The sequence below is a fragment of the Winogradskyella sp. ECml5-4 genome (assembly GCF_036903175.1).
Taxonomy (GTDB): domain Bacteria; phylum Bacteroidota; class Bacteroidia; order Flavobacteriales; family Flavobacteriaceae; genus Winogradskyella; species Winogradskyella damuponensis.
In genome coordinates this window covers 228,592-253,678 of record NZ_JAYJLF010000008.1, presented here as the reverse complement: position 1 = coordinate 253,678, position 25,087 = coordinate 228,592, and the positions used below count along the sequence as shown (strand labels likewise).

Annotated in this window: 22 protein-coding genes; 10 read left to right on the top strand and 12 right to left on the bottom strand. The window is 32.1% G+C overall.

The window, feature by feature from the left end:
- Positions 1-130 precede the first annotated feature (130 nt).
- Both VDP25_RS09975 and VDP25_RS09970 read left to right on the top strand, forming a co-directional pair.
- A complete protein-coding gene (locus VDP25_RS09975) occupies positions 131-2,515 on the top strand; it encodes a DUF2339 domain-containing protein (protein WP_334469334.1) in 2,385 nt (794 codons plus the stop codon).
- Positions 2,499-3,728 carry a DUF3999 family protein gene (locus VDP25_RS09970; RefSeq protein ID WP_334469332.1) on the top strand — a complete coding sequence of 410 codons (1,230 nt, stop codon included), beginning with the start codon at positions 2,499-2,501 and terminating at the stop codon, positions 3,726-3,728. The genes VDP25_RS09975 and VDP25_RS09970 overlap by 17 nt, the downstream gene beginning before the upstream one ends.
- 8 nt (positions 3,729-3,736) lie before the next feature.
- Here the strand turns inward: VDP25_RS09970 and VDP25_RS09965 are convergent, their stop codons facing one another.
- Positions 3,737-4,414, bottom strand: a complete 678-nt coding sequence (locus tag VDP25_RS09965; protein WP_334469330.1) for an ABC transporter ATP-binding protein — start codon at positions 4,412-4,414, stop codon at positions 3,737-3,739.
- 39 nt (positions 4,415-4,453) lie between these two features.
- Complete coding sequence (locus VDP25_RS09960) at positions 4,454-6,895, bottom strand: DUF5916 domain-containing protein (protein ID WP_334469329.1); 2,442 nt, start codon at positions 6,893-6,895, stop codon at positions 4,454-4,456.
- 212 nt (positions 6,896-7,107) lie between these two features.
- On the opposite strand from VDP25_RS09960, the gene VDP25_RS09955 reads away from it, so the two are divergent.
- On the top strand, positions 7,108-7,386 hold the full coding sequence (locus VDP25_RS09955) for a hypothetical protein (RefSeq protein WP_215925764.1): 279 nt from the start codon (positions 7,108-7,110) through the stop codon (positions 7,384-7,386).
- Between the two features lie 49 nt (positions 7,387-7,435).
- On the opposite strand, the gene VDP25_RS09950 is transcribed toward VDP25_RS09955, so the two are convergent.
- From VDP25_RS09950 to VDP25_RS09910, 9 genes are all read right to left on the bottom strand, one after another.
- Complete coding sequence (locus VDP25_RS09950) at positions 7,436-8,011, bottom strand: type 1 periplasmic binding fold superfamily protein (protein WP_334469327.1); 576 nt, start codon at positions 8,009-8,011, stop codon at positions 7,436-7,438.
- 13 nt (positions 8,012-8,024) lie between these two features.
- Positions 8,025-10,424 (bottom strand): TonB-dependent receptor, encoded by a 2,400-nt coding sequence (locus VDP25_RS09945; RefSeq protein ID WP_334469325.1) that lies wholly within the window; start codon positions 10,422-10,424, stop codon positions 8,025-8,027.
- Positions 10,425-10,462: 38 nt separating this feature from the next.
- Entirely contained in the window at positions 10,463-10,804 is a 342-nt protein-coding gene (locus VDP25_RS09940) for a hypothetical protein (RefSeq protein ID WP_334469323.1), read from the bottom strand.
- Positions 10,801-11,295 (bottom strand): DUF6787 family protein, encoded by a 495-nt coding sequence (locus tag VDP25_RS09935; protein ID WP_334469321.1) that lies wholly within the window; start codon positions 11,293-11,295, stop codon positions 10,801-10,803. The genes VDP25_RS09940 and VDP25_RS09935 overlap by 4 nt, the downstream gene beginning before the upstream one ends.
- Positions 11,296-11,344: 49 nt before the next feature.
- A complete protein-coding gene (locus tag VDP25_RS09930) occupies positions 11,345-11,782 on the bottom strand; it encodes a DUF6146 family protein (protein WP_334469319.1) in 438 nt (145 codons plus the stop codon).
- A 299-nt stretch (positions 11,783-12,081) separates the two neighbouring features.
- The gene (locus VDP25_RS09925; RefSeq protein WP_215925759.1) at positions 12,082-12,720 is read right to left on the bottom strand and encodes a DUF937 domain-containing protein; all 639 of its coding nucleotides are present in this window, start codon (positions 12,718-12,720) and stop codon (positions 12,082-12,084) included.
- Between the two features lie 107 nt (positions 12,721-12,827).
- Positions 12,828-13,778: a D-2-hydroxyacid dehydrogenase gene (locus VDP25_RS09920; RefSeq protein ID WP_334469316.1), complete on the bottom strand. Its 951-nt coding sequence runs from the start codon at positions 13,776-13,778 to the stop codon at positions 12,828-12,830.
- 93 nt (positions 13,779-13,871) lie between these two features.
- Complete coding sequence (serC, locus tag VDP25_RS09915; protein ID WP_215925757.1) at positions 13,872-14,933, bottom strand: 3-phosphoserine/phosphohydroxythreonine transaminase; 1,062 nt, start codon at positions 14,931-14,933, stop codon at positions 13,872-13,874.
- 89 nt (positions 14,934-15,022) lie between these two features.
- Positions 15,023-16,081, bottom strand: a complete 1,059-nt coding sequence (locus VDP25_RS09910; RefSeq protein ID WP_334469313.1) for an acyl-CoA reductase — start codon at positions 16,079-16,081, stop codon at positions 15,023-15,025.
- Positions 16,082-16,246: 165 nt separating this feature from the next.
- Here VDP25_RS09910 and VDP25_RS09905 point away from each other — a divergent pair, with 165 nt between their 5' ends.
- The 7 genes from VDP25_RS09905 (at position 16,247) to VDP25_RS09875 (ending at position 24,282) form a co-directional block, all read left to right on the top strand.
- Positions 16,247-16,603: a 4Fe-4S dicluster domain-containing protein gene (locus VDP25_RS09905; RefSeq protein WP_215925755.1), complete on the top strand. Its 357-nt coding sequence runs from the start codon at positions 16,247-16,249 to the stop codon at positions 16,601-16,603.
- Between the two features lie 186 nt (positions 16,604-16,789).
- Positions 16,790-17,119, top strand: coding sequence for a hypothetical protein (locus VDP25_RS09900; RefSeq protein ID WP_334469311.1), 330 nt, complete (start codon positions 16,790-16,792; stop codon positions 17,117-17,119).
- A gap of 163 nt (positions 17,120-17,282) precedes the next feature.
- A complete protein-coding gene (locus tag VDP25_RS09895) occupies positions 17,283-17,660 on the top strand; it encodes a hypothetical protein (RefSeq protein WP_334469309.1) in 378 nt (125 codons plus the stop codon).
- A 232-nt stretch (positions 17,661-17,892) separates the two neighbouring features.
- On the top strand, positions 17,893-18,987 hold the full coding sequence (ychF, locus tag VDP25_RS09890) for a redox-regulated ATPase YchF (RefSeq protein ID WP_334469307.1): 1,095 nt from the start codon (positions 17,893-17,895) through the stop codon (positions 18,985-18,987).
- A 289-nt stretch (positions 18,988-19,276) separates the two neighbouring features.
- Positions 19,277-21,136 (top strand): DNA topoisomerase IV subunit B, encoded by a 1,860-nt coding sequence (locus tag VDP25_RS09885; RefSeq protein ID WP_334469305.1) that lies wholly within the window; start codon positions 19,277-19,279, stop codon positions 21,134-21,136.
- Positions 21,133-21,606: a hypothetical protein gene (locus tag VDP25_RS09880; protein ID WP_334469303.1), complete on the top strand. Its 474-nt coding sequence runs from the start codon at positions 21,133-21,135 to the stop codon at positions 21,604-21,606. Before VDP25_RS09885 ends, VDP25_RS09880 begins: the two co-directional genes overlap by 4 nt.
- Positions 21,607-24,282 carry a DNA gyrase/topoisomerase IV subunit A gene (locus VDP25_RS09875; RefSeq protein WP_334469301.1) on the top strand — a complete coding sequence of 892 codons (2,676 nt, stop codon included), beginning with the start codon at positions 21,607-21,609 and terminating at the stop codon, positions 24,280-24,282. It abuts the gene before it with no gap.
- Positions 24,283-24,667: 385 nt separating this feature from the next.
- Here VDP25_RS09875 and VDP25_RS09870 read toward each other — a convergent pair whose 3' ends face one another.
- Complete coding sequence (locus tag VDP25_RS09870) at positions 24,668-25,054, bottom strand: hypothetical protein (RefSeq protein WP_334469299.1); 387 nt, start codon at positions 25,052-25,054, stop codon at positions 24,668-24,670.
- Positions 25,055-25,087 lie beyond the last annotated feature (33 nt).

Below are 25,087 nucleotides of genomic sequence, written 5' to 3'. Positions count from 1 at the left end.
ACAAGTAATATATGACAACTATATAATATGGTAAAAACAGAACTTCAATGCACAAAGTTGACCGTTCAGTTTTTTAAAACTATTTTAGCCTAGTCTTTTTTACTTGAGAAGATATTCAAATCAATAGTATATGGCAACAAATCAGGACCTTATTAATAAGCTAATTGAAAAATTAGAATTGCTTTTTAAAAAGCAAGCTGAGTTTTCTTCCGAGATTAATAGTCTTAAAGAAGAATTGTATCGCTTAAAATCTGATGCAACTACAGAAAAACAAATTGAAGTTGAGAAAGCGGTAGAATTAGAACCTGATATTAAACTTGATATTGATGTTGATAATGAGGTTGATAAGCCTTTGGTGTTAGAATCAGATTCTGTTTTAGAAACAAAACATACAACAGAATTTATTGAACAAGAAGCACCAAAAGTTTCTTATGATACACCAAAATCAAAATCGAGTTTAGAAAAGTTTATAGGTGAAAACATTCTGAATAAAATAGGAATTATTATCACAATTATTGGTGTTGCTATTGGTGCAAAATACTCCATTGAAAATGATTTAATAAGTCCGCTAACACGAATTGTTTTAGGTTACCTAACAGCTATTGGTTTACTTGCTTTTGGAATAAAACTTAAAAAGAAATACGAATCTTACAGCGCAGTTTTGGTAAGTGGTTCTATCGTTATTTTGTATTTTATCACCTTTTTTGCTTATAGCTTTTATGATCTTATTCCGCAACTATTTACGTTTGCGCTCATGGTGGTTTTTACCGCATTTACAGTTGTTGCAGCTACAAGTTACAATAAACAAGTGATTGCACATATTGGTTTAGTTGGTGCATATGCAGTTCCATTTTTATTGAGTGATGGTTCTGGGCAAGTTGAAATTCTGTTTAGTTATATGGCTATAATTAATATTGGCATATTAGTGCTTTCATTTAAGAAATATTGGAAATCATTATACTATTCAGCCTTTATATTTACATGGCTAATTTTCGGGACTTGGTTCTTTTTTGAATATTACGAAGACGAACAGTTTAGTTTAGCTTTAGTTTTTCTGAGCTTATTTTTTGTTATTTTCTACATCACATTTTTAGCCTATAAGATGTTTAAAAGAGAGGTCTTTAAAAAGAGTGATGTTGTATTGTTACTGTTTAATTCCTTTTTGTTTTTTGGATTTGGCTATGCTATTCTAGAACGTAATAGCATTGGCTCACAACTTTTAGGGGTGTTTACACTTGGTAATGCTGTTATTCATTTTATTGTTAGTGTCATATTTTACAAGAAAAAACTGGGAGATAAAAACTTGTTTTATTTAGCTTCTGCAATGGTTTTAGTATTTATTACAATTACAATTCCGGTTCAGTTAAATGGCAATTGGGTAACACTTTTATGGGTAAGTGAAGCAGCCTTACTATTTTGGTTAGGAAGAACAAAAGGTATTAAGGTTTACGAAAAATTATCGTATCCATTAATGTTTCTAGCATTTTTAAGTATTCTACAAGATTGGTCTTATGCGTATGATTCATTTTATGGAATTGACATAGAAAATAAAGTGACCTCAATTTTTAATATTCATTTTTTAACATCGTTGCTATTTGTTTCAGCATTTGGAGTTATTGTTTGGTTATCTATAAATAAGGAATATACTTCTGCATTAAAACCAACTTCAATTTGGTACCGTTTGTTGTCTTATGTGATTCCTTCAATATTGGTGTTTAGTGCTTATTATGCCTTTAGGTTAGAAATTGAAATGTATTGGGATCAATTATATCATACTACAGATTTATTGATTGCTACTGAGGGTAATTATAAAGAGCCCATCTTTAATTATGATTTAAGAGATTTTAAGACCATCTGGATTCTCAATTATTCTTTAGTATTTGTAGCGTTGTTAGCTTTTATTAATTTTAAGCTTATAAAAAATAAAATATTAGAGAAAATCATTTTAGGCTTAACAGTGGTGAGTATATTTGTTTTCTTAACACAAGGTTTATTAGCATTAAGTGACTTAAGAGAAAGTTATTTAAATCCTTCAGAATATTTTGCGCAAAACAGTTTTTATTTATGGATTAGATATGTGTCGTTTATATTCTTGGCCTTAGCATTATATACATGTTATAGGTTTATAAAGCGTGAGGGTATAACCAAAGGCTATAAAATGGCATACGATATTATACTTCATGTGTCTCTTATTTGGGTGTTAAGTAGTGAGCTTATTCATTGGATGAATATGTTTGAATCTACTCAATCATATAAACTAGGCTTGAGTATACTTTGGGGAGTCTATTCGTTTTTATTAATTGCTTTTGGAATTTGGAAAAATAAAATTTATTTGCGAATTGGAGGTATGGCTTTCTTTGGAATTACTTTAATAAAACTCTTCTTTTACGATATTGTACATCTTAATACCATTTCAAAAACTATAGTATTTGTGTCGCTAGGTGTACTACTTTTAATTATTTCATTTTTATATAACAAATACAAAAACCAGATTACAGATGACGTTAACGAATAAGTTATTTATAGGGTTATTTATTGGATTTACAACTTTTTGTTCGGCTCAAATGGAAACGTATAATTATAAACGAGCTCTTAATGAGGTTACTAACGAATGGCATCAATTAATTATACCAGAAGCTGTTTTTGGAAGTTTGAAATCAGATTTTTCAGATCTTAGAATTTATGGAGTTACTAAAAATGACACTATTGAAGCTCCTTATTATCTTAAAGTATTGTCAGAGAGAATAACGCATAGATCCAGTTCTTTTGATATTATTAATAAAACCAAAGGCGATAAAGGCTATTATTTTACATTTCAGTTGCATTCAGAAGTGGTCATCAATCAAATTAGTTTAGATTTTAATGAGCATAATTTTGATTGGAAAGTAGAGTTGCAAGGCAGTCAAAATCAGCAAGAATGGTTTACTATACTAGAAGATTATAGAATTATGTCTATTAAAAATAAATCGACAAACTTTAAATTTACAAAGCTAGAATTTCCAAATTCTAAATTTCGTTTTTATAGACTTATTGTAAAGCATGATGAGCAGCCACAATTAAATTCTGCACAACTTTCTAAATACGAAACTACTGAAGGTACTTCTATTAATTATAGCATAAAAAAGTTAGAAACAATAGATGATAAAGAGCAGAAAGCAACTATTGTAAATTTAGAACTAAAGCAACCTGTTGCATTAAGTCAATTAAACATTGATGTTAGCAATACATTTGATTATTACAGACCTGTAAAAATTGAATATAGAAGAGACAGTGTAAAAATTGAAAAAGGGTGGAAATATGATTATAAAACAGTAGCTAGTGGTACATTAAACTCTTTAGAGGCTAATCTGTTTAAACTTCCTAATATAATTGCTAAGCATTTAAGAGTAACCATTTATAATGATAATAATCAACCACTATCAATTGCTGGTGTTTCTGTAAAAGGTTATGAATTTCAAATGATAGGAAGATTTACAGAGCCTGCAGATTATATGTTGGTTTATGGAAATCCTTCTGCTAGCCAGCCAGTCTATGATATTAATAGGTTTGAAACCAAAGTACCAAAAGATTTAAAAACGTTAACAATAGGAGCAGAGGAATTAATTGTAAAACCTAAACAAGAAAAAGTAAAGCCATTATTTGAAAATAGTTATTGGCTTTGGGGAATTATAGGTGTTGTGATGTTGTTGTTAGGAGGTTTTACTTTAAGAATGTTAAAAAAGAGCTAGTGTTTTTATTATTCATTAACAATTTTCCCATCAACCATAGTTAGCTTTCGGTCTGCCATTTCTGCTAATTCTTGGTTATGCGTAACAATAACAAACGTCTGATTAAATTCATCTCTAAGTTTAAAAAACAAGTTATGAAGTTGGTCTGCAGATTCGCTATCTAAATTTCCTGAAGGTTCATCAGCAAAAATAATATTTGGTCTGTTAATTAAAGCTCTAGCAACAGCTACACGTTGTTGTTCGCCACCAGACATGCTATTGGGTTTGTGATGAATGCGTTCGCTAAGTCCTAAATAGTCTAATAATTCTTTTGCACGATTTTCTGCTTCAGCTTTAGGTGTGTTATTAATAAAAGCAGGAATACATACATTTTCTAAAGCCGAAAACTCAGGTAATAATTGATGAAACTGAAATATAAAACCAATATTCTTATTTCTAAATTTAGCTAAAGCTTTATCGTTTAAAGACTTTATAGATTGGTTGTTAATAATGAGTTCCGTTTCAGATGTATAATCTGGTTTATCTAAAGTACCTAAAATTTGAAGTAAGGTTGTTTTACCAGCGCCAGAAGCTCCAACTATGGATATGATTTCGCTTTCTAAAATGGTTAGGTCAACACCTTTTAAGACCTGAAGATCTTTATAGGCTTTCTTAATTTGTTTTGCTGAAATTACGATATTGCTCATAAGAGGTGAAAATAATACTTAATGCATTAATCCACAAAATTAAGATGCAGATTTGTTTTTATTAAATACAGATTTAATGCCATTAAAATCAATAAAATATTGAAGACGTAATGAAAACGTGTGTTGTATAGGTTGTTCAAAAAGATTGTTTAAGCTTTCAGAATAATTATTTTGGGCAATAGAATTAGCGTTAAACAATTGGTTTCTGTATAAAGCGGTTAAAAAACTTCCAGGTGCAAATTGCCAAGAGTAATTTAAATCGATGTTCCAAGTACTAAAATTAATATTTGGAGATTCTTCAATATTACCTAATGTATAACCAGAAGCAGTTGTTAAATGACCAGTATCTAAAAGGGTAAATAAATCGTTGTCGTAATTTACAGTATCCCAATAATGTCTAAAGCTAAGTACTAAAGAGTTAAAAGGATTGAAGGCGTAGTTAGCAGAAATACTATTGGTTACAATTTGCCTGTTTCGTTCTCCAAAAATAGTTTGTTCATCTGCTTCTGTTGCATAACCACGATCACCGTTAGCAAAGTCGTAACTCAGTTCGTAAATAAGTAAGAGTTTATTGTTAACTCTAAGGCGTGGTTTAAAATCAAAATCATAAGTAAATAAGTCTCTGCCATTTTCAAATAAAGTACCAATGTTGGCGCTTAAATCTAGGGCAAATCTTCGGTTGTAATTTGATGAAATCCATCCGCCAGTGCTTACAAAATTTTCATAGATAAATGGTCTGCCATCTCTAGATTCAAAGTAATCGTTCTGTCTGCCTGGTTCTATGTTTAATCTAAAACCAAAACCATCTAATTTATTTGTTGTAGCTTGATATGTGATGCCAAAATTAGACTGCGCATATACATTAGGATCTACTAATTTATTATAATTAAAAAAGGCATTGATGCTATAATTATTTAAACTTCCGCTAGGCTCAAAGGTTTGGTACGATATATCAGAACTAAATGTGTTGTAATTATTTCTTAATAGAAGTCCAAGGTCGTTAATATTAAATTTAGTGTCTGCAAAACTGTGTTCTACACTATAGCGTAAATTACCATGAATTTTAGCCAGTTTTAAATAACTACTAAAGCCTGTTTCGTTACTAGAGTTTTGGTAGTTTACATTGCTCATTCGTAAATCGGACGCTACACTATAGGTATTGCGTTTATTAATTAGGTTAGCAACTAAAGCTGTTGCATTAGCATCTCTAAAATGACCTTCTCTAAGTACATTAGTATTAATTAAACTAACAGAAGAGTTGCCGTTAAATTGTTGGTCTACAACTAAAATATTGTAATTAGCAAACGGTTCAACTACGGTTTTGCGTTTTTCGTTAGTTAGTGTATTTTTTATGGTAGCTGTGGTTTTTTCTGTAATAGCATTAAAAAAGCCTATACCAAGACCATTTTTTGTTCTACCAGACACTTTTACGGCATTTAAAACTTTAACGTCATTTGGTGTGTTAGCTTCTTCATTTTCGTTAAGAACAATTTTACCGCTTGGTTTATTTCCAATACGTCTAGAAAAGAATAAACCTCCTTTAGAAAATAAATCGACACCTTCTGTAAAAAATTGACGTTGTTCAGAGAAGGTTTGTTCAAAAGGACCAAGGTTTAAAACGACATTATCAAATCCTGCTTGGCTAAAATCGGGGACCAATGTTGCGTCTAAGGTAAAATTATCTGTGAGTCCGTATTTAACATCCATTCCAAATTTTAAGTCGGTATTAGTTTCTCCATCAAAACTATTAACGATACCTGTAGTAAAAGGGTAGAGGTTTAACCTAACAGGTGGTTCTATAGCTTTAAGGCCTTTTATTTCACCATGATATAATCCTGAATTACCTTGGGTGGGATCAATGGGATTCCAAGTAAATCGCGATCTAGATCGTCTAAATTCTCTATGAAATTGAACTCCCCAAGTCGGTTCTTCTTGATCTGCAAAACGTAATGTTCTATATGGGATTTTCATTTCTACAACCCAACCGTCGTCCATCATTTTAACAGCACTATTCCAAACACCATTCCAACCAAAATCCTCTCCAATAGTTGGATTAACTATAGCATCTGCTTGCTGGCCAGAACTAAAAACATAAAAGGAAGTATCATTTTGAGCATCGTTATTGGGGTTTAGAACAAGTATAAAGTAGTCGGTTTGTCCAAAATTATCTCTACTAGTGAGTTGATTCATTATTTTAGTAGGATCATCATATAGGTAAGCTGCAACATAGATGGCTTTATCATCAAACGTCATCTTTACTTCTGTACGTTCGTTATGTGGAGCTTTTTTACCAATTTCGGGTCTGTTAGAAATAAAACCAGTAGCCGTTTCAGTATTTTTCCAAATAGTATCGTCTAAAATGCCGTCTATTTTTGGTGCTATTGCTGTACGTTGAATATGTAATACTTTTTTATCTTGAGCTATACTGATTTGTACATAACATAAAAATGTAAGCAAAAGCGTTAAAGAGCGAGCGGTCATAATTGGTTTAGTCGTTTAGAATACAGATGTCATTATTTAGCGGTTATTACATCTGTATCGCCACAAAGCTAAGTTCTCAAATTAAGCAAAGCTCTTAATTAAACGTTAAATATAAAGTGCGTAAGCCACTTACCGTTTAGTATTAGAAAATGATATTCATATATTATTTGGAATAATTATTGCTTTAAATTAACTAGTAACTAATAGAATATATGAATAAATACAAAAAATTAATAATAGGCATTCTCCTTGATGGTTTAGGTTTGGTCTCATTTATAATTCCAGGTGTCGGAGAATTTTCAGATATCGTTTGGGCTCCAGTTTCGGGTTGGTTAATGACTAAATTATATGCCGGCAAGGCAGGTAAGGTAGCAGGACTTATTACCTTAGTAGAAGAAGCGCTGCCAGGCTTTGATGTGATACCAACATTTACATTAATGTGGTTTTACACTTATGTTTTTAAAAGAGAGAAAATTGAAAATAAAACATAAAAAAAGCACTCAAAATGAGTGCTTTCTTTAACTGTATTACAAAATAAGATTATTGAACTTGTATTGGAAATGTTACTTCTACATCTGTACTACCACCAGCATTTATAGAGGTTCCATCGTTTGGTTTTGTTGGTTCGTGAATTAATTCTATAGTCAATGAACCTGTTCCGGCATCGCCAGTAACAAATGTTGTTGCTATTCCAATAGGATTACCATCTTCATCTATATCATTTTTACTAATTGTAATGTCTGAAATTGTAGTTGTGTAAAAGAACTCATGATCATCGCCTTCGTCTTCAACTTCTAAGGTAATATCATCAGCAGGATTTTCGGTTTCATTTAATAGTTTGATGGCACCTGTATATGTTGTGTTTGCTGTTAATGGACCAGACACATCATAAGTTCCATCTGCACCACCTTCTCCGTCTAAATCTTGAAACTCTAAAGTAACAATATCTGTACCATTAGTAAGTGTATAGCGTACTGTAGTGATAAGTTCTTCTTCATGATCATGATCGTCATGGTGTCCATCGTCGTCACTAGAGCAGCCTACAAATGCTAAACTTGAAACAAAAAGTAAGGCTAATAATTTAATTGTATTTGTTGATTTGATATTTTTCATCATTTTAATTTTTGAGTTAATAATTGATCTTTATTTTTAAGTTAATGTTTCTGCCCAATTCATTAGCAAAATACCTTTGTCTATTTAAGTACTCATTGTACTTTGTGTTAAATAGATTTTCGACATTTAATTCTAATTTTAATGTTCCTGTTTTAAAAGCTTTAAAGCTAACAGAGCTATTAAAACTAAATAATGAATACGCAGGTGGAGTAGAGCTAATGTCTACATACACATCTTCTTGTAGTATTGGGTTAAATGTATAAAAGTTATAATCTGGAAATTTATTTTGTTGTAATACAGTTTTGTGAATTAAATTAATGGATAATTGATTTAACTCGTCATTATAATAGGATATACTATTCGTAAAATTTGTTGAAGGCATATGTATAAGTGGTATGTCTTGGCTAAGGTTTTCACCTTTTAAAAGACTTATACTGCCTTTGTAATTAAATTTATCGGTGATTTTTTTATTGACATCAATATCAACACCGAAAATTTGTGCATTAATCTGATTATATTCCCATACAGGAAACGCTCCTCTAATGGTTGTGGTAATACCAACAGGAATAAGTTGAATATAATCGTTAATAGCTTTAAAATACGGACTGATTGAAAATCCAAAATTCTGATTGTTTCTTTCTAAAGACGCCACGAACTTATTCGCGATTTCTTTATTAAGGGTTAATAAACCAGTTTCTATTCTCGCAGCACTATGATGTAAACCGTCGCTAAACAATTCTGATGGGTTAGGTACTCGCGTTGCCAAACCATAATTAACAAATAAGGATATGTCGCTATTAAATTGCTTAGAATATCCCAAATTGGCAGAAATGTTATGAAATGTAAATTCCGGACGTGTTAAAATCTTAGAATTATCTATATTATTAGTTTCAAATTGCGGGAATAATTCATCGTAATTATACGTGTCATTCCAATCTGTTAAATTATACCGCTTTTCAGCTTCAATTCTTGTAAAATCGTAACGCGCTCCAGCACTTATTTCAGAAGACTCATTTAAGTCATAATTTCCAATCATATAAATACTTGCATCATACTTTTGAAAATCAGGAATTAAAGGACTTATTCCAGTCCCTGAAACAGCATCATTTTGCTGATAACGCACTAATAAGCCTGTATCTATTTTAAGATTATCAATAGCATCTATATTCAAATTAGTCTGTAAAGAATTTGTGAATAATCTAAGATCTATAACAGGAGTGTCTGCTAAATTACCTCTTCTTAAATCGAATTCTTTTCGTCTGTTAATTTGCATATCATATTGCACCGATAATTTCCCAAAGTTCTTAAACCGCTTATAGGCTTCAATCTTTGCTAAATGATGCAAAATATTTTGTTTCGGGTAATCAATATTATATGAGAAATCTTCAATGACACGTGGTTCTCTGCTATTTATTGCAGCAACCAAATCTCCGACATTACCAATGTGTGATGCTTGTAAAATAGCGAACTCATTACTCACAACACTATAGTAGGCATCAAAACCTTTTTCAAAAGTTCTGTAGCCGATTCTTGCAGAGGCATTGCTATTTTTTAAACCGCTATTGGTTAAATAATAGTCAGGTGCTTTAAAATCTCCGAATTGTTTGTAGCTTGCTTGAATTCTACCATAAAATCCAGATTTATAGGTTTTAACCAGTTCTGAATTTATATTACCACCACGTCCATTTGAATTTAATGATAACATAGTGCTACCAAATAAACTGTCTTGAGCAACGTATTTTTTAGGTTGTACAAGGATTAATCCTCCAATGGCATCACTTCCATACTTTAAGGTATTAGCCCCTTTAATCACTTCAACTTTATTACTAGAATTAATATCAATGTTTGGTGCATGTTCATCTCCCCATTCTTGGTCAAACATGCGTACATTATTATTAATAATTAATAAACGGCTGCTGTGTAAACCATGTATCATGGGTTTTACAATAGTATTTCCCGTATTTAGTGAAGACACACCACTTACCGAATTTAGAGCATCACCTAAGGATTTATCGGTGTATTTTTCTAAATCTGCTTTATTAATAGTTTTCTCTATACTAGTACCTTCTGTTTTTAAATGAGAATTCACCACAACTTCATTTAGTTCTTCTAAATGGTGTTCTAAGGAAATAATTTTAAAAACATCATTGTCAATGGTATATGAAACCGTTTTTGTTTCGCATCCAATATGAGAAATAGTTAATGTTAAAGTGCCAGAGCAAAGGTTTTCAATTCTGAACTTACCATCAAAATCTGAAATTATATATTTATCACTTTCTTTAATGTAAATAGTAGCAGATTCAATGGGTGTGCCATCATGAAAATCTTTGACTTCACCTAAAAAAATATAGCTGCAGTTTTGACTGTAGCTAAAGCCAGAAATAGCTATAACTAAGCCAATAATTATTGATTTCATTCAAATAGATTTTATGAGAGTATTAGAAAATTTTTATTCTAACTCACATGAGGAGGTCCTCTTACAAATCGTGTGGAATGCTGATAACTTTTTAAAGAATTATAATATGAAGACAGCTGTTCTGTCGCTGTTATTTTTGTAATTATTTCATAGTTGTTACAGACTAGAAATAAGTTGTTTGTGAGTTTGAATTTATAAAAATCACAATCTAAATCAGATTCATGAAAGTGAGTTTTAAGCGCGTTGTCTGAATCACAGACCTGATGTGAATGATGATTAAAAGCATGGGTTAATTTTACAGCAGAAGGTAACAACACAGAAAGCATTAGCACAATTGCTAATGTTTTAAAAAGTGATGTTATTACTGTTTTTGTTTTCAATCTAAAAAGCGTTTAAATCCGAACCTTCGTAGCATTTTCTTTTCAAATTCCCAGAAAAATTTAAACTGACCAAAAAGCCATCCAAACATTACTAATAGAATTTGGTAGAAAATGAGCCCAATAATAATAAATAAAAACCAATAGAGAATAGGGTTTAAGTTTTCTTTAGTAATTCCAATAAGCTTTATTATGGGTCTTCCAACAAATAAGGATGATGTACCTGTAAAGGCAAATACCATAAAGACACGGATCATTTCCCATTTATAATCGAGAATCCATTTCTTTTCTAATTTTTTAAACATGAATAACGTTAATTTTAATAACAGAAAGAAAACAAAAATAGAAGCGACCAAACTCAGCGTTAAACCGTAGTTTTCTAAAAAGGCATTAGAAATTTTAAAAGCAGAATACCCTAAAATAACCAAACCAAAAAAAGGAAATAACAACTGCCAATTGTGTTGAATTTCCCAATGTTTTTTAAATTTTTTCATAGCACGAATATCGTGCTGCAAAATTAGTAAATTATGATGGTTTTCTATACTAAATTCTAGGTGTAAAAGAAGATAGTTTTTGCTTGTATGTTAATTGGAAATAGATAAAGTAGTTATATAGCTTATAGTTTATTTCATATCCATAATCTGTACGTGTATCATAATCTATACGTAATTCATAAAGGTTTGGGTCGTAAGTTTGAGGTTGCATATTTCTTTGATTCCATGATTGTACAAATATGGCATTTCTAGATTCTAAAAATTCTTGAGAATAATAACCTTCAGGTCTTGCAGTACTCGCTAACCATGTGTTAAATCCTGGCTCTATAATAATAATTTCGTAATCGTTTTCATCACTATTTATATAAACGGTATCGCTTTGCACTAAGCTATTTTTGTTCTCATTATTAATGGTTTGGTTTGTGTTATACGATTTGCAACTAGCAATTAAAACGAGCACAATAATAAATGGAATAATCTTTTTCATGTTTTTTTGTTTTTTTTTGATGGATAGAGAGGTTTACTATTACTCATTTTTTTATTTTTTATAATAATATATTAAACGGCCTCGTTCCATAAATATTAAAGGTATTAAAAATTGTTAGTGTATGTATGTTTTTACTTCAAATTAACACTACAAAGCAAGGTGATATTTACTGTTTTTACAACCTAAATTATGTGAACTGACCATTTGAGTGCGTTAACGTATCTTTTCTGAAAGGTAAATGTTGTAGAATAAAAAAAAGCAGCTCGTTTGAGCTGCTTTTTAATATTTTGAATGGCATTTTATTTTCCGAATAAACCGCCTAAAAGACCGCCAATTCCTCCTGAGCTTTTATTTCCTCCGCCTAAAACCATGCCAGCGACATCATCGATAACACTACCGTCACCATCGGCGTCTAATATTTTTTCTAAGAAACTTTGTTCATTGGCAGTATCGTTACCTCCAAGTAAACCACCTAAAAGGCCACTAATATCATTTTGTGAGCTTACATTGTTTTGGCTAGCTTGTTTTCCTAAAACACCCATTAGTATTGGAGCTGCTACTTTTAAGATGTTAGCGACAGATCCTGCATCTAAACCAGCTTTTTGACCAATAACTTGTTCTACACCTTGCTGCTTACTTCCTAATACATGATTAAGGATTTTAGCTCCATCATCTTTTACATTATCATCAACACCACCACCAAACAAACCTCCGAGGTTATCTAAAATGCTACCATCATGCTTGCTGCTTAATGCTCCCATAAGTCCAGCTGCTCCATCTGGAGTAGAAGCGTTACGCTCCATTGCTTTCATTAACACTGGTAACGCCATTGTTAATACGCTACTTGTTTTATCTTGATCGGTTCCTGTAGAACCAGAAACACCACTAATGATGGTTTTTCCTAAGTCACTGTTTAATAAATCTAAAATTCCTGCCATTTTGTTGTATATAATTAAGGTTAATAAAATTAAGCATTGTGTAAGGTACAAAAAAAAGTCCCACGTTAGTAGGACTCATTTTATTTGCTTTGGTCACATTTAAATGCTTAACCTAAAATATTTATAATTTGTTCTGCTAATTCAGTACCAATTCTGTCTTGTGCTTCGTTGGTTGCTGCTCCTGTGTGTGGTGTCAATGATAATGCAGGATTCATTAATAATTGTACCTCAGGCTTAGGTTCTTTTTCGTATACATCTAAAGCTGCTCTAGCAACTTTACCGCTTTCTATTGCTTTTACTAAAGCAACTTCATTAACAACTCCACCACGTGCTGCATTGGCTATAATTACACCGTCTTTCATTTGGTTAAATTCGGCTTCGTCAATTACGTAGTCTTTTTGTGCTGGTACATGCAAGGTTAAAAAATCGGCTTGTTTTAAAACTTCTTCTTTTGAAATGGTTGTAATTTCAAAATTTAGTTTCTGACCATCAAAGAAATCTAATTGTAAGTCTGCTTTTTCTAAAAACGGATCAAAGGCTACGACTTTCATTCCGGCACCAATAGCCACTTTAGCTGTTGCTTGTCCTATACGTCCAAAACCTAAAACACCTAAAGTTTTACCTTTTAATTCGGTGCCTTTAGCATAAGATTTTTTTAAGCCTTTAAAGTTAGCATCACCTTCTAATGGCATATCGCGATTAGAATTATGTAAATAACGTGCTAAACCATAAAAATGGCCAAATACCAATTCTGCAACTGAGTGTGATGATGCTGCAGGCGTATTTATCACTTTTAAACCTTTGCTACGTGCGTATTCTACATCGATATTATCCATACCAACACCGCCTCGTCCTATAATTTTAAGGCTTGGACAGTTGTCAATAATATTTTTTCTTACTGTTGTAGCACTTCTTACTAATAAAACAGAAATGTTATTTTTATTGATATAGTTTTCTAATTGTTCTTGTGCGACTGTGGTTGTTAATACTTCGTAACCAGCTGCTTCTAAAGCGTTAATTCCACTTTGAGAAACTCCGTCGTTTGCTAATACTTTCATTGAAAAACTTGTTTTTCATTTCCGTAAAACGGAAACATTAAATTTTGTTATAATTATTTTGTGATGCGATTCCCATTTGTATGGTAGCTCACTTTAGGCTTTGCTCTCTAATTCACTCATGACTTCAACTAAAGCCTTCACACTATCTAATGATAGAGCGTTGTACATTGAAGCTCTGTAGCCACCAACACTTCTATGACCATTAATGCCATTAATACCAGCTTCTTTAATCATAGCTTCAAACGTTTCCTTAAGATTTTCGTTTTCTAAAGTGAATGTTGCATTCATCATAGAGCGATCTTCTTTTACAGCGTAACCTTTAAATAGTGGGTTTAAGTCAATTTCAGAATACATTAAACGTGCTTTCTTTTCATTTAACTCTTCAATGGCTTTAATACCTCCTAAGTTTTTCAACCATTCTAAGGTTAGCATAGATGTATACACTGCAAAAACAGGTGGAGTATTAAACATACTGCCTTTACTGATATGTATTTTGTAATCCATCATAGAAGGAATTTTACGCGATACTTTTCCTAAGATGTCTTCTTTTATTACAACTAAAGTTGTTCCGGCAGGTCCCATATTTTTTTGAGCGCCTGCGTAAATCAAATCAAATTTTGAAAAATCTAATTGACGTGAAAATATATCACTACTCATATCACATACTAAAGGAACAGGTGAGTTTGGGAAACTCTTCATCTGTGTTCCAAAAATGGTATTGTTAGAGGTACAGTGAAAATAATCGTAATCCTCTGGAATATCATATCCTTTAGGAATATAGTTGTAGTTGGCACTTTTTGAAGAGCCTACTTCATATATATCATCATAGATTTTAGCTTCTTTAATAGACTTGTCTGCCCAAGTACCTGAATTTAAATAACCAGCTCTTTTTTCTAAAAGATTTAAGGCTACCATTAAAAATTGTGTACTTGCACCACCTTGAAGAAATAAAGCTTTATAACCCTTACCTTCAAGACCTAACAATTCTAATGCTAAGGATCTAGCGTTTTCCATAACATCTACAAAAGGTTTGCTACGGTGTGAAATTTCTAAAAGCGATAAACCGTCGTCAAAATTTAAAACAGCTGCTGCTGCTTGTTCTATTACTGACTTTGGTAATACGCATGGTCCTGCACTAAAATTATGTTTTTTCATTGTATACTGAATTTAATCCTGAAGTTAAAACAGCTACAAAGGTGCTAATTAATTGGTTATTTTATGTTATTAAATTGATAATTTTTAGGCTACATTTTTAACAAAAACTCAACAGTATCTATATTGTCTGCATATTCCCAAAGCTGTGGCTTTTGAGTTTTACCAAAAATAATTTCATCAGTAGAAAAATTATTTGCGACAATACATTGTATTTTATCTGCATCTGTTTTTAACTTATGCTCTAAATTTGTTTTGTTATCATAATACTCATAAAATAGCGTTGCTATAGGTGAGGCATAGCTTTCGTCTTCCTTTATCATTAGGAAACCATTTTCTAACATATCAAATTCACTCATTAAATAGACAGCCTTGTTGTAGTCGTAATTATTTGCGTATTTAGATTCGTTAATAATAGGATGCCATTTGTAAACAGCATTAAAAAAGGCGTCAAAATTATAGTCTTTAGGTACAAATAACTTTGATACATTTCTGCAGCCTAAACCATAATATCTAAATATATCATGAGATAAGGCTTCTAGTTCTTCATTAGTTTCGTTACCTGTTAATATAGCAACCGAATTTCTGTTTTTTCTTATTATAGAAGGTTTGTCTTTAAAATAGTATTCAAAATAACGAGCCGTATTATCACTTCCTGTAGCGATAACGGCATCAAAGTTTTCTAGTTTTTCTTCAGTAAATTTGATTTTACCTTTAAAATTAGGTTCTATGACTTCTAAATATTTGGCTAAAAATGGTAATAAATGTTTGTCGTTAGAGGATTGTTTTACCAAGACATTATGACCGGAAATTAAGACAGATAAAAAATCGTGAAAACCAACCAATGGAATATTTCCTGCCATAATTATGGCTACAGTTTTGGGATTATTAATATTAAACTGATACTTTTCTATCCAGCGGTTAATGTTTTTGTTACTTAATACATTAGACCAGTTTTCTAAAGTAAATGTAATGTTTTGTTGTGTAAACCAGCCGTTGTGTTCTTGAGCCAATTTTATTTGGTGTTTAAATCCGTCAAAGAATAAATCGTTAGCTTCAATCTTGTCGTTTTTGCTGATTTTATTTTGCTGAAATTGATTTATAAATTCGCCTAATTTTACAAAAGCGTTAATTCTTTGTTGTAAATCCATATACTGTTTGGTTATACGATGTTTTGGCTCTATTTTTGCAATTGCAAATTTACGCAATAAAGAGAAATGAGCTAAATAAAAGTTTTAGATTGTTGTTGAATTAATTTTTGATGCAGTCTTAAAATCGCTTAATTAGCTATAAAAATAATAGATTAAAATAATGTTATGGCAATAATAATCACAGATGAATGTATAAATTGTGGAGCGTGTGAGCCAGAATGTCCAAATACTGCTATTTATGAAGGTGCAGACGATTGGCGCTATTCCGATGGTACCAGCTTAAAAGGTAAGATAGTTTTAACAAACGGTAAAGAAGTGGACGCAGAAGAAACACAGGAACCTATAAGTGACGAAGTGTATTACATTGCACCAGATAAGTGTACGGAATGTATGGGCTTTCATGAAGAACCGCAATGTGCGGCTGTTTGTCCAGTAGACTGTTGTGTTCCGGATGAAGACCACGTAGAAACGGAAGAACAGCTGTTAGGAAAACAACGTTTTATGCATCCTGATGGCCATTAATCGTTTTAACCATAGATATTATAAGAATCCTAAGTCTTTAGCTTGGGATTTTTTTTGCTTTTAAAAATTAAATAGTGCGACTGTATTGCTGTTGTATATAGATAAGCTAACTTCGCCTCATTGTGCTAAACATGTTTTAGTGCTTCATTATAAAAGGATACGTTCCATAAAAATTACTCATATAATATGACACAAACTGAATTCTTAGAAAAAAATGTATTTAACGATTTAGAAAATGTAAACGATGGATTTGATAGTGAATCTACACACTATTTTTCAGCATCAGATTTTGAAACCGTATTAAAGCGTGTAGAGCATTTTGGTATATCAGTTTATGAAATTGAGCCTTGGTTTGAATCAGAGGTATATGATGTTGCTAATCACGACGCTTTTAAAAAGAAAGCCACAGATTCTAAATGGTATACTAAAGCATTCTCAGATTTTAAAAAACGCCAAGAAGGCTTGTTGTATTCTGCAACTTTTAAGGTTTCTAAAAAGCTGTTAGAGCGAGAGTAATGTAGTGTTATTTGTATTATTAATTGAGATTTAAATCCTGAGTTGTTAACTTGGGGTTTTTAATATTGTAGCCGTTAATTGTATGGGGTTTATATCTTTTTTTTAGCCCGTTTAATTAAGTGTTTATCCTAAAACGTTAGTAGTATTATTTATTTTTAAATTTATGACATATCAAGATGAATTTATTGTTTTCTGGGAACAGGTAAAAGAAAGTATAGCGGACTGTACTTTTGCAAAATTAACCATGGCTAAGACTATAGGTAAGCCTGAATTAAAGAATATATTTATTAGGCCAATATATTCTGATAGCGACTTTAAGGTTATGCTTAAATATAGTTTTAGACCAAGGGAAACTGAAGATATTGAGGAAGAACTTACTTTAGAAGATGCATTAGTTATTTTAAAATCACACTTAAAAAGCTCTTTTTTATCTGTTTTATTGTTTACAACAGAAAAGGATGTTGTTTTTAAGGTAAATAAAAAAGGTGTAGGGAGTATTACTGAGAGTTCGCCAACTTTTAAAAACGTAATACAAGCCTAGGGCTTCTTGAGAATATAATGTTGTAGAAGCGCAAGGTGTATAAAATCAAGGTGTTGCAGCCTGGTGTTTGTTTTGTTATGAGGGCCCTCTACATGTGTATTTAAGCTATCAATTATTCCAATAAAAATATATCTCAACTATTCTACGAATTACTTACATTTGCACTCGCAAAATTTGCGATTAAAAATTAACAAGATTCCCTTCTTTAAGGGAAGGCAAAACAAGTTTTTCGATGAAAGCTGGAATAGTAGGATTACCAAACGTAGGAAAGTCAACCTTATTTAACTGTTTATCTAACGCTAAAGCGCAAAGTGCTAACTTTCCGTTTTGTACTATAGAACCTAATATTGGTGTGGTAAATGTACCTGATCCAAGATTAGAGAAATTAGAAGAATTGGTGAATCCAGAGCGCGTATTACCAGCAACTGTAGAGATTGTTGATATTGCAGGTTTAGTAAAAGGTGCTAGTAAAGGTGAAGGATTAGGAAATCAATTCTTAGCTAACATTAGAGAAACTGATGCTATTTTACATGTTTTACGTTGTTTTGATAACGAAAACATTGTACATGTTGATGGTTCTGTAGATCCGATTAGAGATAAGGAAACCATTGATATGGAATTGCAGCTTAAAGATTTAGAAACTGCTGAAAAGAAACTAGATAAAGTTAAGCGTGCTGCCAAAACAGGAAATAAAGAAGCGCAGAAAGAAGAGGCCGTACTTTTAACTATAAAAGAAAAGCTTGAAGCTGGTATTTCAATTAGAGCGATAGAGTTTTCTGAAGAAGATTATGAAGATTACGTAAAGCCATCACAGTTTATTACAGATAAGCCGGTAATGTATGTGTGTAATGTAGATGAAGGTGCTGCAACTACAGGTAATGCTTATGTAGATAAAGTACGAGAGGCTGTAAAAGATGAAAATGCAGAAGTTTTAGTTTTAGCTGTTGGCACCGAAGCAGATATTAACGAATTAGACGACTACGAAGAGCGTCAAATGTTTTTAGCAGATATTGGATTAGAGGAGCCAGGTTCGGCAAAATTAATCCGTTCTGCATATAAATTATTAAATCAGCAAACCTATTTTACAGCAGGTGTAAAAGAAGTAAGAGCATGGACAGTTAATGTTGGAGCAACTGGTCCGCAGGCTGCAGGTGTTATTCATACCGATTTTGAAAAAGGATTTATTAGAGCTGAAGTTATTGCTTACGAAGACTACATTGCCTATGGCAGTGAAGCTAAAGTTAAAGAAGCTGGTAAAATGCGTGTAGAGGGTAAAAATTATATTGTTAAGGATGGTGATATAATGCACTTTTTATTTAACGTGTAAAGTTTGGCTCTTAGCTTTTAAGGCTTAGCTATTGGCTTTTTATGGTGTCTTCTTTTTAGTGTAGAGGATTTTGTTGGTGTTTTGTTTTTAAGCGTTATACGTCATTTTTTTTGCTGTTAGAAATGCGTTTTTAAAACAAAAAACTAAGGAATTATCTCAGATTTGACAAAACTGCTATGTTCTCAACAATATTAGGTGGTTATTGTTAATTACTTTACGCTATCCGTATTTCATTTTTTAAGGTATAATCTTATATTAGCGTTCCAACAAAAAAATTGACCTAAATTTTATGGCAGAACAGTCTAACTATACAGAAGATAACATACGCTCACTAGATTGGAAAGAACACATCCGAATGCGACCTGGTATGTATATCGGAAAGTTGGGTGATGGATCTTCTCCAGATGATGGTATCTATATTTTACTAAAAGAAGTTTTAGACAACTCTATTGATGAGTATGTCATGGGCGCAGGTAAGACTATAGAAATTTCTGTGCAAGGAGATCGTGTTATTGTTAGAGATTATGGTCGTGGTATTCCATTAGGAAAAGTGGTAGATGTGGTTTCTAAGATGAATACCGGTGGAAAGTACGATTCTAAAGCCTTTAAAAAATCTGTTGGTTTAAATGGTGTAGGTACTAAGGCGGTTAACGCTTTATCTTCTTATTTTAGAGTAGAGTCTACAAGAGATGGACGATCTGCTTCTGCGGAGTTTGAACAAGGAAACTTAACTCACCAAGAGTTGTTAGACGATACATCTAGACGAAAAGGAACTAAGGTTAGTTTTATTCCGGATGAAATCATCTTTAAAAAATACAAATACAGAAGCGAGTATATTGTTAAAATGCTTAAAAACTATGTGTATCTTAATCCAGGATTGACCATAGTTTTTAATGGAGAAAAATATTTTAGTGAAAATGGCTTAAAGGATTTATTATCTGAAAATATTAACGAATCAGATATGTTGTATCCTATTATCCATTTAAAAGGTGATGATATAGAAGTTGCTATAACACATAGCAAAACACAGTATAGCGAAGAGTATCATTCGTTTGTCAATGGTCAGAATACGACACAAGGTGGAACGCATTTAGCTGCTTTTAGAGAATCTTTGGTAAAAACGATACGAGAATTTTATGGCAAAAACTACGAAGCTTCAGATATTAGAAAATCTGTAGTTGCTGCAATTGCTATAAAAGTTATGGAGCCTGTTTTTGAAAGTCAGACTAAGACCAAATTAGGATCTACAGATATGGGCGGTGACTTGCCTACAGTAAGAACCTATATCAATGATTTTGTTAAAAAGTACTTAGATAATTTTTTACATAAGAATCCTGATTCAGCAGAAAAAATTCAACGTAAAATTCTTCAAGCAGAACGTGAGCGTAAAGAGTTATCTGGTATACGAAAACTAGCAAAAGATAGAGCAAAGAAAGCAAGTCTTCACAATAAAAAATTACGCGATTGCCGTGTGCATTTTGGAGATACTAAAAACGAACGCTATTTAGAAACAACCTTGTTTATAACAGAGGGAGATTCTGCATCTGGTAGTATAACAAAGTCGCGAGATGTAAATACACAAGCTGTTTTTAGTTTAAAAGGGAAGCCTCTAAATTGCTACGGATTGAGTAAAAAAATCGTTTATGAGAATGAAGAATTTAATTTGCTTCAAGCTGCGTTAAATATTGAAGAATCTCTAGAGGATTTACGCTATAACAACGTCGTTATTGCTACAGATGCCGATGTGGATGGTATGCACATTCGGTTGTTGTTAATTACGTTCTTTTTGCAATTCTTTCCAGAAGTTATAAAAGATGGACATCTTTATATTCTACAGACACCATTGTTTAGAGTGCGAAATAAAAAGGAAACTATTTATTGCTATTCAGAACAAGAGCGTAAAGATGCTATGGAAAAATTAAAACCAAAACCAGAAATCACTCGATTTAAAGGTTTGGGTGAAATTTCGCCAGATGAGTTTGTTCATTTTATTGGTGCAGATATTCGTTTAGATCCTGTAATGTTGGATAAAGACATGTCTATAGAAGAGTTATTGTCTTTCTACATGGGAAAAAATACACCTACACGTCAAGAATTTATTATTGACAATCTTAAAGTTGAATTAGATGTTGTAGAAGATACTATATGAGAACAGATAATAGAAAAGTAAAAAATACTATAATATCCTTATATTTTTTATTGGTCGTAGCAGCAGTTTTGTTAGGAACTGTGTTTAAGTCTATTGAATTATTTGAAGGAAGTTCATTTTATGTCATATTGGGGTTAATCGTTGCAGTAGTTATTGTACATTTTGTAGCCAGATATTTTGAGTACGATAGTGATGGTGCAAAAATTGTAATTACTAATAGTGGATTAATACTGACAGAATTCATTAATTACAGAGAAAACAAAGTTGAGATTTCTAAACATAAATTAATAGGTTTTAAGGTTCATGATTACATTGTATATAGCGTTTTAGTGATTGCTAAAGAGAATAGCGATGGAACAATATCTAAAGAGCGTTTTAATATAACATTGTTAAAACGAAAAAAATTAAAGTATGTAAAGCAGTCTTTAAGAAAGATTATAAAAGAAAACATAAAGCATAAAGTTGGATAGATGATAGAAGAACATGATGAGTTGTTAAATGAGGACGAAGGTAGCCAGGAAACCATTACCAAGGTTACTGGAATGTACAAGGAATGGTTTTTGGATTACGCTTCTTATGTCATATTAGAACGTGCTGTACCTGCCATTGAAGATGGTTTTAAACCTGTTCAGCGTCGTATAATGCATTCTATGAAAGATTTAGATGATGGTCGTTATAACAAAGTAGCGAACATTGTTGGTCATACTATGCAGTATCATCCGCATGGTGATGCTAGTATTGCTGATGCTATGGTGCAGATTGGTCAGAAAGATTTATTAATAGATACCCAAGGAAACTGGGGAAATATTTTAACGGGAGATCGTGCTGCAGCTTCAAGATATATTGAAGCTAGACTTTCTAAGTTTGCTTTAGATGTTGTTTATAATCCTAAGATTACCGAATGGCAAGCTTCTTATGATGGTAGAAGAAAAGAGCCTATTAATTTACCAGTTATGTTTCCTTTGCTTCTTGCACAAGGAGGAGAAGGAATTGCTGTAGGTTTGTCTACAAAGATTTTACCGCATAATTTTATTGAGCTTATTGATGCTTCTGTAAAACATCTTAAAGGAAAGCGCTTTACGTTATTGCCAGATTTTCCAACAGCTGGTATTGCAGATTTCACCAATTATAATGATGGTTTACGTGGAGGTAAGGTTAGAGTTAGAGCTCAAATTTCTCAACGTGATAAGAATACTTTAGTTATTACTGAAATTCCTTATGGTACTACAACATCGTCGCTTATAGACTCTATACTTAAGGCAAACGACAAGGGGAAAATTAAGATAAAAAAGATTGAAGATAATACAGCTGCTAATGTAGAGATCTTAATTCATTTGCCTTCAGGTTTGTCGCCCGACAAAACCATTGATGCATTGTATGCTTTTACGAGTTGTGAAACGTCAATTTCTCCATTGGGTTGTGTTATTGAAGATAACAAGCCGTATTTTGTTGGTGTCACAGAAATGTTGCGTCGCTCAACAGATAATACCGTTCAGCTTTTAAAAAGTGAATTAGAAATAAAACTTGGTGAGTTTGAAGAGCAATGGCACTTTGCGTCATTAGAGCGTATTTTTATTGAAAATAGAATCTATCGCGATATTGAAGAAGAAGAAACTTGGGATGGTGTTATAAATGCTATTGACAAAGGACTTCAGCCTCATATAAAACATTTAAAACGAAAAATTACAGTTGAAGATATTACGCGCTTAACCGAAATTAGAATTAAGCGTATTTCTAAATTTGATATTGATAAAGCACAGCAAAAAATAGATGCTTTAGAAGATCAAATAGCTGAAGTAAAACATCACTTAGCGAATCTAATTGATTACGCTATAGCTTATTTTGAACGTTTAAAAAAGGAATACGGAGAGGGTAAAGAGCGTAAAACAGAAATAAGAATTTTTGATGATGTAGATGCGACAAAGGTTGTTATTAGGAATACAAAACTTTATGTAAATAGAGAAGAAGGTTTTATTGGTACGTCATTGAGACGCGATGAATACGTGTGCGACTGCAGTGATATAGATGATATTATTGTGTTTACCAAAGAGGGTAAGATGATGGTTACCAAAGTAGATTCTAAAACTTTTATAGGTAAAAACATTATTCATGTTGCTGTATTTAAGAAGAAAGATAAGCGTACCATTTATAATATGATTTATCGCGATGGTAAAAGTGGGCCTTCTTACGTAAAACGATTTGCGGTAACGAGTATGACTAGAGATCGTGAGTACGATTTAACTAACGGTAGTAAAGGTTCTGTATTATGGTATTTTTCTGCCAATCCTAATGGTGAAGCCGAAGTAGTAACAATAATGTTGCGACAAGTAGGAAGTATTAAGAAGTTAAAATGGGATTTAGATTTTGCAGATATTCTTATCAAAGGGAGAGCATCTAAAGGAAATCAAGTTACTAAATATGCTATTAAGCGTGTGGAGCTTAAAGAAAAAGGAGTATCTACCTTAAAGCCGCGCAAAATTTGGTTTGACGATACAGTGCAGAGGTTAAATGTTGATGGAAGAGGTGAATTGATAGGTGAGTTTAGAGGAGAAGATAGGCTTCTTGTTATCAATCAATCTGGAGTGGTTAAAACTATTATACCAGAATTGACGACGCATTTTGATAGTGATATGATTGTCTTAGAAAAATGGATTCCTAAAAAACCAATATCGGCCATTTATTATGATGGAGAAAAGGAGCGTTACTATGTAAAACGTTTTATAATAGAACAAGAAGGAAGGGAAGAGTCTTTTATTTCGGATCATTCGGATTCGCAATTAGAGATCGTTTCAACAGACTGGAGGCCAATGGTAGAGGTGGAATTCACTAAAGAGCGTGGTAAAGACCGAAAACCAAATATGGAGGTGAATCTTGAAGAGTTTATTTCTATAAAAGGTATTACGGCATTAGGAAATCAGTTGACAAAAGATAAAATTAATCAGATAAACTTGTTAGAAGCATTGCCTTATGAGGCTCCAGAAGAAGTGCATGCAGATGAGTTAGAGGTGGTTGATGAAGAAACAGTTTCTGAAAATTCACAAGCTGAAGGCTCAAAAACGGATATTAAACAAAAGTCAAATAGCGCATCCCAAGATGACGACGATGATATAGATGTTGATGATACAGGGCAAGCTAAGCTCTTCTAAGACTTAATTTGTTTATTAAGAGTTTTTTATTTTTTTTGTTTTAGAATCGTTGAACTAGCTAAAACTGCAACCCTATTGTGAAATTTTGGGTGTTAATGGTTTGGCTGAGAGTTACATCTGTAATTATTGAGTTAATAAATAATAATCTTTATTCTAATGATTACCTATTGAGTATTATATTCTTTTTGTTGGAGTCGGGGTTTGATTAACTCTATAAAAAAAAAACAACTAAAAATTACAATTATTGTTATGTTGCAATAGTATGCAGTTTCTGTTGCTGCTTTGTGATGTATTTTTAAGAAAACAACTTGTTGTGGTATTTATCAAACGTTTTGTCTATTTGCGAAATGTGATGTTGAAACTAAAAAAAAAGACAAGTGTAGGGTTAATCTATTTTAAAGGCCACTCCTTTTTCTGTGTTTAATGGTTTGTTTGGTCGTTTTACAGCAAGCTTGTATTCAAACATATAAGAATCTTCTGTTGTAGAGAGGATTTTCATATGAATGGCGTTTTTTTCAGAATTATTGGTAGGGTGAAGTTTCTTAAGGATAAATTCACAATCATTAATCCAGCGAATAGATGAAGAGTCTGCTACTTCTTCATGATAATCAATGTTAAAGTGTTCTGTTCGTTTAAAACGAGAGGTTTTCTCAACACCATCAATAGTGTAGGTAAATTCAAAGGTACCTGTTTTAAAATCTGTACAATTGCGCTCTATAGTATAGCAGCTTGTTAAAAGTAATAATAACAAAAGTGAGGAAAAATGCTTCATTTAAAATCTTTTTTCAAAGATAATGAATAGTGC